The organism is Hymenobacter psoromatis (assembly GCA_001596155.1).
Classification (GTDB): Bacteria; Bacteroidota; Bacteroidia; order Cytophagales; family Hymenobacteraceae; genus Hymenobacter.
The window spans coordinates 61067-75115 of the sequence record CP014769.1 but is presented as its reverse complement, the minus strand read 5'-3'; the positions used below and the strand labels follow the sequence as shown (position 1 = coordinate 75115).

Here is a 14049-nt window from a genome sequence, read left to right as displayed (position 1 = left end):
CGGCGCAGGTCAGCGAAGTTCGTCGGTCCCGAGGGCAGCGTTGAGTTCTTCGGGGGTGGGCAGGCTGCGGCGCAGCTCGGCGGGCAGGGCGCGGGTCAGTTGCCACTCGGCCACGCCGATGGGCTGGCTCAGCCCCCGCAGGGCATACTCCGAAACCACGCGGTTTTGGCTTTTGCACAGAATCAGGCCGATGGTAGGCTGGTCGGTTGAGTGGCGCAGGAGGTCGTCGGCCGCGGCGAGGTAAAAGTTTAGCTTGCCGCTGTCTTCGGGCTTAAACTCCCCCATCTTCAGGTCAATGATGACGAAGCAGCGCAGGCGCAGGTGGTAGAAGACCAAATCCAAGTAGTAGTCCTGCCCGCCTATTTCCAGGTGATACTGACTGCCGACCAGCGCGAAGCCCTTGCCCAGCTCCAGCAGGAAGGACCGCACGTGCGCCAGCAGCCCCCGTTCCAGGTCCCGCTCCTGGGCCGGGAGCCCCAGGGATAGGAAATCGAAGGTGTAGGGGTCTTTCAGAATCTGCTGCGCCAGCTCCGACTGCGGGGCGGGCAGCGTACGGGCGAAGTTGCTCACGGCCCGGCCCTGCCGGTGGTAGAGGCCGCTCTCCACCTGAGCGGCCAGCACATTGCGGCTCCAGCCGTTGGTAATGGTTTGCCGCACATACCATTCCCGTTCGCTGGGGTCTTTTACTTTGTCGAGGAGCAGGCAATTGTGAAACCAGGGCAATTTTGCAGCAAGCTGCTGCAAAATTGCCTCATCGGGCCACTGTTCCGCGAAGACCTTCATGTAGCGCAGGTTACGCGGCGAAAATCCGGTCAAGTCTGGAAATTCCAGCCGGAGGTCGGCCGCTAATTGCGTGACTACTTTCGCCCCCCAGCCCTGCTGCTGTTCTTGTTGCCGGATGCTGCGCCCGAGGTGCCAATACAGCAAAATCAATTCGGTATTCACTGCCAGCGCCGCCCGGACCTGGGCGGCCCGAATCTGCTCTTTGAGCGTAGTCAGGAAGGGCGGGTAATCCGCAGGTAGCACCAGGTTTGCCATCGAGAAATCAAGCGTAAAGGGTTACAAGATAGGAAGTAGTCCAGGGGCTACAAGAGGCAGCGCGAAAGATTACTCGCCCCCCAGCCCGCCCGTGGGAGTGAGCCGGCGCAGCAGGCGCTGCACTTCGGCGCTGCCGGGGGCGGGCCCCCCACCGGGCACGCCCGCGGGCAGCGCGGGACTACTGGCCAGGTCCCAGCGCCAGGCTTGCACGATGCGCCCGGCCAGGGGGTGGGGGTAGGCCAGGCGCTGGAACAGGGCGCGCAGGTGGGGACCGCCGCCCGTGCCCTGGGCCACCAGCTCGGTTAGCGCCCGCACGGCCAGTTCGCTGGTGTGCAGTACGTACTGCGCGAGGTCCAGGGCCGGTAAGCCATAGATAGGCGGGTCCATCAGGGGCAGTTCCGGGCTGGTGGCCAGGTGCTGCACGAGCTGGGTCAGGTCCTGGGGGCGGAAGGCGAGCTGCGGCCCTCGCCGGAGCAGGTCGGGGCGGAACTCGTCCAGGGCGCGGGCGAAGGCGCGCTCGGACAAGGTGGGAAAATGGGGGCGCAGCCGCTGGCGTAGCGCGCGTAGGGCGTGCGTCCGTTGGGTAGGGGTGGCCTGCGCATAGGGCAGCGGGGAGGCAGGGGGGGAAAGCATAGCGGATAGCGTAATCGAAGCGGAAAGAATATAGCGGAGTGGCCTCCTGGCCAGCCAGCGGGGGAGGGAGCAGTAGGTGCATCAGGGGGTAGCTAGGGCAACGGGGACGGCACGGGAGGTTCCAGTTTGTCCTCCAGCCACTCACTTTCCAACCAGTCCTGGCGAACCTGCCGGGCCTCGGCCGCGCAGGCTTGCCGGCGCTCGCGCAGGGCTTCGCGGAGCACGTCCACGAGGGGCGCGCCGGTAAGGCGCTCGATGGCAATAGTTAACTGCTGGTCGTGGGCGTGCAGGGTGACGGCAGTGAGGCCGGCCAATTCCAGGGTGGCCAGTTGGTGCTGCTGGCGCTTGGCCAGGTGGCGGGCGCGGCGTAGGTGCCGGAGGTCGCGGCGGTAGCTCATCGGGCCGGAGTAGCAAGCAGGTGGGTGAGCGTCAGGGAGCCGGCCGGCTGGAAGCGGGCGGCCGCGCGGCGGTCGAAGGTGCCGGCGTAGCGGTCAGCGCGGTCGGGCAGGGGCGCGCCGGGGACCCAGGCGGGGGCGGGTTGGGGTTGGCGCGGGCGGTAGCCCCGGAAGCTGGCCGGGCGCAGGTGGCGTAGGGTGGCGCGCAGGGCGTCTTGGCTGCGCTGGTGGGCCACGTCGGCGGCGCGGCGGGCGACTTCGGCTAGGACGTTGGCGTGCCAGCGGGTGAGGCGGGTTACATCCTCACACTCGTGGGCGAAGTGGTTGGCCCGCAATTGCTCCGCTTCACTGAAGAGGGGGTTGCCGAGGAGGGCAGATAGGACGCGCTGGCGTAGCTCGCCGAGCATAGGTTGCCTGGTTACAGGGGTTTCCATGTAATTTTGGGATAAGGTTTGCAAGAACCCAACTTGTAGTGCCTGCGCAAACAGGTGCTATATCGGAGGTCAGTCGTTTCCAGCGACTGGCCTCTTTTGCTTCCTACAGGATAGGCTACTCGTTTTGAGTATCACAAAAGTACCAATACTTTATTGATACAACAAGCTTTTTTGCCTCAGAACACTTGAATTATATTGGTATCAGTTGAGTGAGAATTTTATCTTTGCTCTATGAAAAAGGACAAGGCCGAGCGCACTGGCAAGAAGCAAGTAGGTCTGGAAGTCACCGTTGAAGAAAAGGAGCTTGCTGAAAAGGTGGCTAAAGAACGTGGGCTGGGTTTTTCTGCTTTGGTACGGCTACTTATTAAAGATGAAGCTCGAAGACTTGGGATATTATAGATTTTATGTAAATTAATACTTCTAGATAACAAGAAATCCCAGCCAATTGGCTGGGATTTCTTGTTATCTACACTAAACGGGACACCAATATTGGGGCCTTCATTGGATGAATCTAGCATTGTTGGTCAGTACTTTGCATCTGTTACTTTTGCTGGACATTGAGTAGCAGTAAGTTCGGAAAAACGACCGTATTGCTAAACGACTCCTCGGTGCGAAGCCACTACAGCATAGAGTAAGGTGGCTCAAATTTCCTTAATAGGGGTCGCACAATAGTAGGAATGGAAAACAACGGTAGGGAGAACTGGTTAGCCAGGTTTTAGCCAATCCAAACTTGTCACGGGCAGAGCATTTCGAAAAACGAACCAAGAAACAGTAATTTTAGGACTACCACCGAAACGGTCAACGCAGACCTGGACGGTCATTAACTGGTCAACTTTTTTCAGAACGAGACAGCTTGCGAAATAGAAATTAAGTGTTCCATCTGCGGAGGATTGATGGTCAACTCATTTTAGGACAAGACAAAGAACGTTCGCGCACCCTGCAACGCCGGCTGGGCGAGATTTTGCGCAGTGTGGCCTATGAAGGCACGGCTGATAGCCCACTGGCGCAGGTCCTTACCCAGTACCGGGCGCGGGATGGACAAGTCGGCAGCCATCCCCTGACCGGTTTCCTGAAAGCGGCCGAGCGGACCGCGCTGGCGCAGGCCGAGAGCCCCATCTCCCTTTACAAGGCCCTGCTAGCGGGCCACGTGGCTGACCACCTGAAAGCGGGCAAGCTGAACCTGGCCCACTCGCTGCGCTACCGGCCCTTCGACACCTACCTGCTCGATACGGCGAGTTGGGAGCGGCAGCGGGAGGATTTACTGGCGCAAACAGACCTGACCCACCTGCGGGAGCCGGGGCCCTGGCTAGCCGAGCTGCAAGCCAAGCTGGCCACCGCCTTCGCCCGCACCTGTGAGCGGCTGGACGCCGGCACCAACCCCGGCGTGCGCCCGCGCGCCAACGGCCGGCCCCGTTTTATAACGCCCGCCCGGCCCGTGGAGGACGCCGCCGCCGCCCGGCCGCTATTTCCGGGTCCGGGCCTAATTTCGTTGCACGAGGTGCTGCATACCGTCAACCAGGAGTGCCACTTCACGGACTGCCTCCCGCACTGGAGTCCGCGTAATCGGCCGCCCCGGCCCGCGGAGCGGGTCTTCTTCGCCGGCCTCATGGCCTACGGCTGCAACCTGGGGCTGACGAGCATGGCCCACGCCACCAAGCACGTGGCGCTGGCTACGCTGGAAAACACCGTCAACTGGTACTTCTCGCTCGACAACCTGCGCCGGGCCAACGACGCGGTTATCGCACTCACGGGCAAGCTGCCCGTGAGTCGCCTCTTTAAGCGTCACCCCGAGGTGGTGCACACCTCCTCCGACGGGCAGAAGTACTACGTGGCCGTCGATTCGATTCACGCCACCCATTCCTATAAGTACTTCGGCCAGGAGAAGGGCATCGTTTCCTACGGCTTTCTCGACGACCGCCACCGCCTCTTTTACTCGACCACTTTTAGCTCGTCCGAGCGCGAGGCCCCGTACCTGGTCGATGGGCTGCTGCACAACGACGTGGTGGAGTCCACTATCCACAGCACCGATACCCACGGCTTTACGGAAGTCAATTTCGCCCTCACTGCCTTCCTGGGGATTGAATTCGCACCGCGCATCCAATCCTTTCAGGACCAGCAGCTTTATGCCTTCCCCGAGATGGACATACCCGACCTGACAGCCTACGGACTGGCCCCGGTCAAGTACATCGACCACGCGCTTATCGAGGCCCAGTGGGACATGTTGTTGCGGCTGGTGGTGAGCCTCAAGCAAAAGCAAGTGACGGCTTCCACACTGCTGCGTCGGCTCAATTCCTACTCCCAGCAGCATCCCGTCTACCTGGCCCTGCGCGAGCTGGGCCGGGTGGTGCGCACCGAGTTTCTGCTGCGCTACATGGACGACCAGAACCTACGCAAGCGCATCGACGACCAGCTGGATAAGCTCGAAAGCACCCATACCTTCGCCCGGGCCGTGTTCTACGGCCAAAACGGCCAGATTCCCTACGCCGGCAAAGAAGAGCAGCAACTGGCCGATGCCTGCAAACGACTCGTCCAGAACACGATTGTGTGCTGGAACTGCCTCTACCTCAATCAGTACCTATTCCAGGCCCCGGTGAACGAACGCCAGGCGGTGGCCGACGCCATCGCCGCCAGCTTGCCCGTCAGCTGGCAACACCTCAACCTGCACGGCGAGTTCGACTTCTCCGACGACGCCCTCAAAGACTCGCTGCGCTTCGATATCGAGGCCCTGCTGGCCTTCAACTGGGAGCAGACCCCTAGCCCGCTCGTTTAGCTTTTGGGCCAAACTTTCGACCAGGGCCACGTTTGCGAAGTTTTATTACTTGCTTGCTAATTTCCAGCATTTTTTAAACATGATAAATTAGCCCACTACCTTTATCCAGCGATTTAATAGTTGTCATATCATCGGAAGACAACTCAAAGTCAAACACGTTGAAATTTTCATCTATCCTTTTCCTATTTGCTGATTTTGGAATAACCACAACTTCTCTTTGAATTAACCACCGTAGAACCACTTGGGCAATGCTCTTATTGTATTTGCTTGAAAGAGCTTTTAAAAGGTCATTAGTAAAAAGATTGTTTTTACCCTGAGCAAAGGGGGCCCATGACTCCAACTGGACGCCTTGAGATTTCAACGCCTCCTGCATTTCTGTTTTTTGGGAAAATGGATGTGTCTCCACTTGATTGACTGCTGGCACCACCCCATGCTGCTTAAGTAAATCATGTAGCTGATGCATCGTGAAATTACTTACACCTATCGCCCGTACTTTACCTTCTTTATACAATTCTTCCATTGCTGTCCAGGAGGAATTTACGTCTCCCTGCGGGATATGAATCAAGTATAAATCAACATAGTCAAGACCCAATTTTTTTAACGATGCTTCACAGGCGTGCTTTGCTTTTTCATACCCGATGTCCGCTGGCAAAAATTTGGTGGTCACAAAGATTTCTTCTCGTTTGATACTACTTTTTTTGATTGCTCTGCCCACTGATTCCTCATTAGCGTATGCCGCAGCGGTGTCGAGCAGCCTGTAGCCACTAGTTAACGCATGTAGCACAGCTTGCTCACACGCTAAACCGTCTCGCAGCAAGTAAGTGCCAAAACCAAGCAGCGGCATTTTTATGCCATTATTTAATGTTATGTTCATCATTTCACCCCTATCTGTACGCTTTTTTATACGTTTTTAGGTAGTGGTTCACGCCGGCTGGCGTGAACCACTACCCAGTGGGTTATTTGCCTTGCAGGCCTGCCATGCTGGCGGGATAACGTTCTCCCTGAAGGCTGATGCGGTCCAAAGCCTTGTTGATATTGCCTAAATCATCGCCGTCTAAGGTGATGTTTGCACCGCCTATATTTTCTGCTAAGCGAGCCATTTTTGTGGTTCCCGGAATCGGTGAAATCCAGGGCTTTTGCGCCAATAGCCACGCCAAGGCAATCTGCGCTGGCGTTGCGTTATGTTCTCCCGCAATCCTTGTTATAAGGTCAACAATGGTTTGATTCGCTTCGCGGTTTTCTTTGGCAAAACGAGGAAGGATATTTCTGGCATCAGTCTTGTCAAATTCAGTGTCCGCATTCATCTTACCCGTTAAAAATCCTTTACCCAACGGGCTAAATGGCACGAAGCCAATGCCCAATTCTTCCAGCAAGGGCATGATTTCTTTTTCAGGTTCGCGCCAGAACATAGAGTACTCGCTTTGTAGGGCGGCCACGGGTTGTACAGCATGCGCGCTGCGGATACTTTGCACGCCGGCTTCGCTCATGCCGAAGTGTTTTACTTTTCAAGTACGCTAGTTAAAGCTATGCCCTTTAGGGCAAGACTTTAGTTGCTACTCACTTTTGCCGGTCTTGTTCAGGCAAGGCTGTTTAATTTTTGATTGTCAGTTAGTTATTGCTATTTGCTCAATGACCGACGCCAGCGTTTAGCCAGCAGAATTTTATTCTAAAGCGACCCACTTTCAGTGGCTTCTTTCAGTCGGCTTTAGCCGAAACCGCCGAATTCCATTCGCTTTCAAACCTATGGACTTACAGTCCATAGTCGTTTAGTTTCCCTTCGGCAATCAACTCTTTTACGGTTCCGGCAACGTCTTCGATCGGCACGTTCGGGTCGACGCGGTGTTGATAGAACAAATCGATATAATCGGTTTGGAGGTACCGGAGCGAGTTTTCCGCCACCTGCCTGATGCGTTCCGGGCGGCTATCCAACCCATCGGTATTCTTGCCGTTTGCAAAGCCAAACTTGGTAGCAATGACTACTTTATTGCGTACACCGTGCAATCCTTTTCCTACCAACTGTTCATTGGCGCCCTGTCCATACGCTTCTGCGGTGTCAAAGAACGTAACGCCCGATTCGTAGGCTTTTCGAATAAGGGCAATGGCCTCGTTTTCGTTGGTTGCTGGACCATACCCGTGGCTTAATCCCATGCAGCCGAAACCAAGTTCGGACACTGCTAACCCGGAGGTTCCTAATTGTCGTGTTTTCATGTTGCAGCAGCAAACATCTATTGTTTGTGTGTTTGCTGCTGCAAAATTGGGGAGGAAGGGCAAGCTGATTTGTATACAGATTACGGATTTTCCTACCATTATTACTGATTGGGAAGGCCGGTATAGCAAGGGCTTGCCAGAACCTGTAATTTTGTAGCGATAAAAGAATAAGGTATGGAGGAGATTGTAAAAATTAGCAGCATTGCGCAATACAACACCATGCGGGGCGTACCTACCAAACATCCGCTGGTTGCGCTGATTGACCTCTCGAAAGCGCAACCCATGCCCGCCAAGTCATTCAACTTTGGCTTGTATGCGGTGGGGCTGAAAGAACTGCACAGTGGCCAGTTGCGCTACGGAAGAAGGCACTACGACTACCAAGAAGGAAGTCTGATATTCATAGCGCCCGGCCAAGTGTTGGGGGTGCAACCCGGCATTGAACTATTCGCCCCCACAGGCTGGGCCTTGCTCTTTCACCCCGACCTGCTAAACGGCACTCCATTAGGCAAGTATATACAGGATTATTCTTTTTTTTCGTATGATGTTTATGAAGCGCTTCACCTGTCGGATAGAGAGAAAAGTATGGTGCTGGATTGCTTTTCGAAAATCGAGTACGAACTGGAACAAAATATAGACAAGCACAGCAAAAGACTTATTGTCGCCAATATCGCGTTGTTGCTTGATTATTGCATCCGCTTTTACGACCGCCAGTTCATTACCCGCGACAACGCAAACAGAGGAATACTGGAACGGTTTGAATACTTATTGAAAGACTATTTCTCATCCGATAAACCGCAGCGTGAAGGCTTGCCTTCGGTAGCTTATTGCGCCGAAGCCCTGCACCTATCACCCAACTATTTTGGTGACCTGATAAAGAAAGAAACCGGCCGCTCTGCGCTGGAATACATTCAATCAAAAGTGATAGAGGTGGCGAAAGAGAGACTGTTTGACATGAATAAAACTGCGAGCGAGATTGCCTACGAGTTAGGCTTTAGATACCCGCAGCACTTCACCCGTTTATTCAAACAAAGAGCAGGTGTTACGCCGAATGATTACCGGATGATGAATTAAATGAATTTATTTAAAATTTCATCTTTAAAGATCTTGAAACTTTTGTGCCAGTCTAGTCATTGCCGCTTGCTGGCTAGTGAAATACACTAGGTTCTAAAAGATGTGCCTTTCTGGCCCGAGCCGTAAACTGCTTACAGTAATTTTACTCCCTCGCTGCTACAAGAAGGCCTTGCTTCGCGACTCCCCCGAGGCCTTTTTGCTTGTTGACGACAGCGTGCAGGACAAACGCTACAGCCGCTTCATTGCGCTGGCCAAGCGCCCGTACTCGGGCAACGCGCACGGCATGGTCACCGGCATCGGGCTCGTTAACCTAGTGCACAGCAGCGGCGAAGCGGGCGATTTTCTGCCCCTGGACGACCGCGTGTACGCGCCTGATGACGACGGGCAGACGAAAAACGACCATTTCCTGGCCATGTTTGACCAGGTCGTGGCCGAGGACAAGCTCCTGGCCCGCACGATTTTTTCGACTCCTGGTACTCGGGCAGCACCAATTTGAAACGTATTCACCGCGCGGGTTGGACGTTTTTCACGACCCTGAAAAGCAACCGGTTGGTGAGCCTGGCTAAGGAAAGCGGTTACCAAGACTTGATAGGCCACCGCCGCAAATGAAACTGTTTCATCATCAACGAGGTAATACTGGGTTTACTCTCCAAAACCAACCGCAAACATGGCAAAAATCGCCCTCATTACCGGAGCCGATAAGGGTATTGGCTTCGAAACCGCCCGCCAGCTGGCGCGCGACCACGGCCTGACGGTGCTCCTCGGCGCGCGCGATGCGAAGCTAGGTCAGGCCGCCGCGCTTCAGCTTCAGAAAGAGGGGCTGGACGCCCGCTTTCTGCTGCTTGACCCCAACGATGCCGCCTCCGTGGAGGCCGCCGCCCAGCAGGTAGCCGCCGACCACGGCCACCTCGACGTGCTCATCAACAACGCGGGCATGTTCGTGAAGGCCGATACCGAGACGCCCCCCGCGCAGTTGCCGCTGGCCGACTTGCGCGACACGTTTGAAATCAACGTGTTTGCCCTGCACCAGGTCACGCGGGCGTTCTGGCCACTGCTGGAAAAGGCGGAGGCGGCGCGGCTGGTCAATGCTTCGTCGATTACGGGCAGCCTGGGTGAGCAAACCGACCCGGCCGGCCCGTTCAAGGACGCTACCCAAAAAATGCTGGCCTATGACACGAGCAAGGCGGCCGTCAACATGATGACCATCCACTACGCCTGGCAGTGGCGGAACGGGCCGCACCACGCCAATTCGGCCCATCCGGGCGATGTCAAAACCGACCTCAACGGCGCGGGGACCATAACGGTGCAGGAAGGCGCGAAAACGGCCGTGGCCCTGGCCACCAGCGGCCCCGACGGCCCGAACGGTGGGTTCTTTCACCTCGGCGAGCAGCTGCCCTGGTAGCGCATTTCCCCGTCCAAAGCCGGCTGCTGGCCAAGCCCCGTGTCACCCACTTAGGTCCCGCGCTTGCGCAAGTCAAATGGCTGCCTTAGAGAAGATTGCATATAAGTGTATATAGTAACCGCAGTGCGTAAACCAGTTCCGGGCATCGGTTTTCGTAATCCCTTCACGCGCTGACCTTCCTGCTGGCCATACCTAAGGCGGTGAGTCTATTCAGAAAGCGGTTTATTAGCTAGGCCGCCGTGGGGGCGCTGGGAGGGCTGACTCAGCTGAGCAGGCCGCCAGGGTCAACTTGCTGGCAGCTTGAGCAGGCGCTCGGCGTTGCGATGCGCAATTTTGGCTTTGTCGTCGAAGCTGAGCGGCGCCTGGGCCAGAAATTCCCTGCCCGTGTCCTCCGTGGCGTAGCAGTAGGGATAGTCCGTGGAGAACATCACCCGGTCGGCACCCATTACCTCGACGGCACGCAGCAAATAGGCCGTGGTATTCTGGCCACTGCCGGTGACGTAAAAATTCTGGCGGAGGTACTCGGCGATTGTTTTCTGCGGGCCTTTGTGCTGCGGGCCTTTGAGCAACGGCGTTAGCACGGCAGTTCGCTCCAGGTAGAAAGGCAGCATCTCGCCCCAGTGCCCCAGCACCACCTGCAAGGTGGGCAGCGCATCGAAGGTGCCGGCCAGCATGAGCCGGAGCGCCGCCACGCCCGCATCCAGGTGCCAACCCCAGCCGGCGGCGGCAAACAGGGCGCTTAACTCGGGGCCAAAGCCGTCGTAGTAGGCGGCCCGCACGGCGCGGGGCGGCAATTGCGGGTGCAGGTACACGGGCACGTCGAGCGAGGCGGCCATCGCCAACAAGGGCCGGAAGTCGGCGTGGTCCAAGTACTTGTCGCCGGTGCGGCCGTGAATCATGGCCCCGCACAGGCCCAACTCCTGCACGGCCCGTTGCAGCTCGGTCACGGCGGCGGCCGGGTCGGGGGTCGGCAGCGTGGCAAACCCGGCGTAGCGGTCGGGGTGCGCCCGCACCGCGGCGGCCACGCGGTCGTTGGCCTGCCGGGCCAGGGGCACCGCTTGCGCCGCGGGCAGCAGTTGGGTGCCCGGCGTAGTGATGGAAAGTACCATCAGGTCGAGTCCAATGCGGTCCATCTCCCGCAGTCGGCCCTCGCCCAGGTCCAGGAGCCGGTCGCTCAGCTGTTCGTCGGAAAACAGCCGCATCAGGTCGTCGCCCTGCTCGGGAGGCAGCGCGCTTAGCGCCTGGGCCAGTTCCGGCGTCATGCAATGTTCCTCTAAAACAATGATTTTCATGCGTTTAATCGTTCAATTACTTGTTTAGTGCGGTTAAAAAAGGCTGTCCCTTACGAGACAGCCTCTAGTATTGAAGGGGGTAGGAAAAGCCCTTTGCTGGTTATGCAGCGCCCCGTGCGCCTAAAGCACCGACGATGCCGGGCGTGCAAGGAGTGCGTTGCCGTCCTTCCCTACCCCCTTACTAGCAGCACAACAATCCCTTTGGCGACTAGCCCCGCCGTGCCACGGGTTGGCGGCCGGCGATTTCCGCCACTAGCTCGGCCTCGGGCCGGCCGCGCAGGCACTGGTAATTTAGCTCGAACAGCCAGGTGGCGTGGGCCGCGTCGGCGGTCGTGCGCACCCGGAACTCCGTCCAGCCCCGGTACTGCACGCCGCCAAAGCACATGGGCCGGGCCCAGCCGCCGGCCACCAGGGCCTGCCCCAGCGCGGGGCTGGTGGCCAGGTGCACGTCGCCGCTGAGGTGCAGGTGGCCCAACTCTTCCTCACCCAGGTAAAAATCGGCCCCGTCCACCACTTCGCCCACCCGGTACAGGTCCCAGTGGGCGGCGGCGATGATGCCGGGCCAGCCCTGAATGGCTTGCGACACCGGTTCGAGCACGGTGGCCAGCGTGGGCACGGGTGCCAGCGGGCCTTTTTCAGAAAGTTTCATCAGATTTTTAGGGAGAAACGGGGTGATATGTACAACGATGGCCGCGGCTGGTCTTTAAGCCGCGTTAGCCATTCAGGCTTTCTGGTAGGCCGCCGCAAATTCCGGGGCAAAGTCGGCCAGCTTGGTCTGGCCCATCACCGCGGGCTTGTGCTGCTCATAATCCTCGCGCAGGGCTCCGCTGTGGGTGCTGGCACCCATCTCCACGAAGTTGGCGACGACGTGGGCGGGCATTCCGCGCTGCTCCATCGCGCGTTGGGTTTGCTCGTCGGTGAAGGTGACCCACTTCAGCTCCGGCTGGCCAATGGCGGCCCCCAGAATGTGCGCGGCTTCGGTGGCCGTCAGCTCGTCGCTGGCCACGTAGCGCACGTGCTGGCTGGGGGTAGCCGGGGTGGTCAGCTCTTCGGCGGCGGCGGCGGCGATGTCGCGCGGGTGCACCATCACCAGCTTATCATCGCCCCCGTAGTTGCTGCCAATCATGCCCGACCCTTTTATCATGCCGACAAAGCCGTAGAGGTTGGTGTAGAAATAGCCCGGCCGCAGGTGCGTGAGGGCCACGCCGGCAATTTCATTCAACTGGCCTTCCACGTTGTGCGAACCGAGAATGAAGCCGGTGCCCTTGTCCAGGTGCGCGCCGTAGCTGCTCAAATGCACGACCCGCTTTACGCCCGCCTGCTCAATGGCCTGCACGTAGTTCTGGCCAATGCCACGGTAGTAGGCGACCTGATTAGGCGCGCCAAAGTTGGGCGGCACCATCGCGAAGACGGCCTCGGCCCCGGCCAGGGTCGAAGCCAGAAAAGCCGCGTCCTCCAGCGAGCCGATGGCGGCCGTGGCACCCAGCGCCTCAATGGCGGACTGCTTGTCCGCCTTGCTGCTGATAACGGTGACCGAGTGGCCTTTTTGCACCAAGTCCTGCGTGAGGGGCTGGCCGATGTTTCCTAACGAACCGGTGATGACAATTTTCATGATTGGAGGGTGTTGAATGAGTTGATGTTTTGGTTTTAGCTCTTATACAGCCAGTTGCCGATGAGCGGCCGCCGAGGCTACGCGCCGTGTTCCTAGCGGCGCCCGGCCGAGGGGAGCGTCTGGCCGGCGTGGGGGAGGCGGCCTTACTGGAGGTAGCCTTGTTCCGTCCAGTACTGCCGGGCGGCGGCGTGCAACGGCACGTCCAGCGGCGTTTCGGGCGATTCGACCACCATGCGCGCCAGGGGTAGGTCGGCCTGCTGGCGGCCGCCGATGTGCCAGACCGTGTCCGCCTTGCCCGCCTCCAGGCTCTGGCAGAACTTGCGCACCAGCAAGTCCGGCGTGTCAAGGCGGCAGTAGACGGGCCAGCCGCTGAAGTCCACGGTCCGCACGTCGGCGGGCAGGGCAGGGTAGCGTTCTTTTTCGATGGTGCCGCGCCGAAAACCCAGCTGTTCCAGCTCGGCCAGCCGGTGCTCGGCCAGGGGCAGGAAGTGCATCCCGGCGTCTTCCACTTTATTCGCCCACAGGATGACGCCTTCGTCAAAAATGGCATTCAGGCCGCCCTCGCTGGCCTTGCCGATGCGGGACGCATCGTCGGGCATGGGCTGGTCGTAGGACACGCTGCCGCCCCAGGAAATAATATCGGCGTAGCTGAAGCCGTGCGCTTTCAACACCAGCTCCACGAGCCGGGTGGTGCTGTAGTCCATCGAGCCGCGCGTAGAAAGGCGCAGCGGGTAGCGCTGCTCCCGGATATCGTCGAGCGACTGAAGGCCGGAGGCTTTACTGATGGCAAAGCCCAACTGGTCGTAGTGGGGCAGCACGGCAATCGTGGCCACCTGCATCGGCTGCGCGAACAAGCCCACGCCGAGGTGCGCCATGCGCAGAATGGCCCCTGGGTTCATAATGGATATATCGAGCTTGCGCTCAAATACTTCCACAATGGAGTCGGGATGATTAGCGCCAAAAAGCCGGAATACGCCCGGCTCCCCGGCCTGGCTGCGCAGCTCGATGCGCGTTTCCCGAAACTGCCAGTCCGGCTCGGTCATCATAAAAGAAGCCGCCTGGAGCATCAGCTTGGCGCGAATGCCCGACGGGTCGACGGGGGGCTGGGTACCCAACGCGCCCAGCAGCCGCGTGGCCGTGGGAGAATTCTGGAGGAGCCCGTCTAGTATTTTCTCAAACATCTCGTTTTGCTAC

Annotated in this window: 13 protein-coding genes and 2 pseudogenes; 4 read left to right on the top strand and 11 right to left on the bottom strand. The window is 58.4% G+C overall.

The window, feature by feature from the left end:
* Positions 1-9: 9 nt before the first annotated feature.
* The 4 genes from A0257_22695 to A0257_22680 form a co-directional block, all read right to left on the bottom strand.
* A complete protein-coding gene (locus tag A0257_22695; GenBank protein AMR25501.1) occupies positions 10-1038 on the bottom strand; it encodes a hypothetical protein in 1029 nt (342 codons plus the stop codon).
* 69 nt (positions 1039-1107) lie between these two features.
* Complete coding sequence (locus A0257_22690) at positions 1108-1671, bottom strand: hypothetical protein (GenBank protein ID AMR25500.1); 564 nt, start codon at positions 1669-1671, stop codon at positions 1108-1110.
* 92 nt (positions 1672-1763) lie between these two features.
* Positions 1764-2069, bottom strand: a complete 306-nt coding sequence (locus A0257_22685; GenBank protein ID AMR25499.1) for a hypothetical protein — start codon at positions 2067-2069, stop codon at positions 1764-1766.
* A complete protein-coding gene (locus A0257_22680; protein AMR25498.1) occupies positions 2066-2473 on the bottom strand; it encodes a hypothetical protein in 408 nt (135 codons plus the stop codon). Before A0257_22680 ends, A0257_22685 begins: the two co-directional genes overlap by 4 nt.
* Positions 2474-3470: 997 nt before the next feature.
* On the opposite strand from A0257_22680, the gene A0257_22675 reads away from it, so the two are divergent.
* Positions 3471-5270 carry a hypothetical protein gene (locus A0257_22675; protein AMR25497.1) on the top strand — a complete coding sequence of 600 codons (1800 nt, stop codon included), beginning with the start codon at positions 3471-3473 and terminating at the stop codon, positions 5268-5270.
* Between the two features lie 73 nt (positions 5271-5343).
* Here A0257_22675 and A0257_22670 read toward each other — a convergent pair whose 3' ends face one another.
* From A0257_22670 to A0257_22660, 3 genes and pseudogenes are all read right to left on the bottom strand, one after another.
* Complete coding sequence (locus tag A0257_22670) at positions 5344-6147, bottom strand: 2,5-diketo-D-gluconic acid reductase (protein AMR25496.1); 804 nt, start codon at positions 6145-6147, stop codon at positions 5344-5346.
* 79 nt (positions 6148-6226) lie between these two features.
* A pseudogene (locus A0257_22665) lies at positions 6227-6775 on the bottom strand (aldehyde oxidase).
* 247 nt (positions 6776-7022) lie between these two features.
* A pseudogene (locus A0257_22660) lies at positions 7023-7478 on the bottom strand (aldehyde oxidase).
* Positions 7479-7652: 174 nt separating this feature from the next.
* Between A0257_22660 and A0257_22655 the strand changes: the two are divergent.
* The 3 genes from A0257_22655 (at position 7653) to A0257_22645 (ending at position 9951) form a co-directional block, all read left to right on the top strand.
* Positions 7653-8549 (top strand): transcriptional regulator, encoded by an 897-nt coding sequence (locus A0257_22655; GenBank protein ID AMR25495.1) that lies wholly within the window; start codon positions 7653-7655, stop codon positions 8547-8549.
* A gap of 169 nt (positions 8550-8718) precedes the next feature.
* Positions 8719-9045 (top strand): hypothetical protein, encoded by a 327-nt coding sequence (locus tag A0257_22650; protein ID AMR25494.1) that lies wholly within the window; start codon positions 8719-8721, stop codon positions 9043-9045.
* Positions 9046-9216: 171 nt separating this feature from the next.
* Positions 9217-9951, top strand: a complete 735-nt coding sequence (locus A0257_22645; protein AMR25493.1) for a hypothetical protein — start codon at positions 9217-9219, stop codon at positions 9949-9951.
* A 284-nt stretch (positions 9952-10235) separates the two neighbouring features.
* Here A0257_22645 and A0257_22640 read toward each other — a convergent pair whose 3' ends face one another.
* The 4 genes from A0257_22640 to A0257_22625 form a co-directional block, all read right to left on the bottom strand.
* Complete coding sequence (locus A0257_22640) at positions 10236-11213, bottom strand: hypothetical protein (GenBank protein AMR25492.1); 978 nt, start codon at positions 11211-11213, stop codon at positions 10236-10238.
* A 238-nt stretch (positions 11214-11451) separates the two neighbouring features.
* Positions 11452-11892 (bottom strand): hypothetical protein, encoded by a 441-nt coding sequence (locus A0257_22635; GenBank protein ID AMR25491.1) that lies wholly within the window; start codon positions 11890-11892, stop codon positions 11452-11454.
* A 72-nt stretch (positions 11893-11964) separates the two neighbouring features.
* Entirely contained in the window at positions 11965-12855 is an 891-nt protein-coding gene (locus A0257_22630) for an NAD-dependent dehydratase (protein ID AMR25490.1), read from the bottom strand.
* Positions 12856-12998: 143 nt separating this feature from the next.
* Complete coding sequence (locus tag A0257_22625; GenBank protein AMR25489.1) at positions 12999-14036, bottom strand: hypothetical protein; 1038 nt, start codon at positions 14034-14036, stop codon at positions 12999-13001.
* Positions 14037-14049: the final 13 nt, after the last annotated feature.

Coding starts and splice junctions, on each gene's coding strand:
- A0257_22655 (AMR25495.1), top strand. CDS start 7,653: ATGGAGGAGATTGTAAAAATTAGCAGCATTGCGCAATACAACACCATG.
- A0257_22645 (AMR25493.1), top strand. CDS start 9,217: ATGGCAAAAATCGCCCTCATTACCGGAGCCGATAAGGGTATTGGCTTC.
- A0257_22680 (AMR25498.1), bottom strand. CDS start 2,473: ATGCTCGGCGAGCTACGCCAGCGCGTCCTATCTGCCCTCCTCGGCAAC.
- A0257_22695 (AMR25501.1), bottom strand. CDS start 1,038: ATGGCAAACCTGGTGCTACCTGCGGATTACCCGCCCTTCCTGACTACG.
- A0257_22625 (AMR25489.1), bottom strand. CDS start 14,036: ATGTTTGAGAAAATACTAGACGGGCTCCTCCAGAATTCTCCCACGGCC.
- A0257_22635 (AMR25491.1), bottom strand. CDS start 11,892: ATGAAACTTTCTGAAAAAGGCCCGCTGGCACCCGTGCCCACGCTGGCC.
- A0257_22670 (AMR25496.1), bottom strand. CDS start 6,147: ATGATGAACATAACATTAAATAATGGCATAAAAATGCCGCTGCTTGGT.
- A0257_22685 (AMR25499.1), bottom strand. CDS start 2,069: ATGAGCTACCGCCGCGACCTCCGGCACCTACGCCGCGCCCGCCACCTG.
- A0257_22640 (AMR25492.1), bottom strand. CDS start 11,213: ATGACGCCGGAACTGGCCCAGGCGCTAAGCGCGCTGCCTCCCGAGCAG.
- A0257_22630 (AMR25490.1), bottom strand. CDS start 12,855: ATGAAAATTGTCATCACCGGTTCGTTAGGAAACATCGGCCAGCCCCTC.
- A0257_22690 (AMR25500.1), bottom strand. CDS start 1,671: ATGCTTTCCCCCCCTGCCTCCCCGCTGCCCTATGCGCAGGCCACCCCT.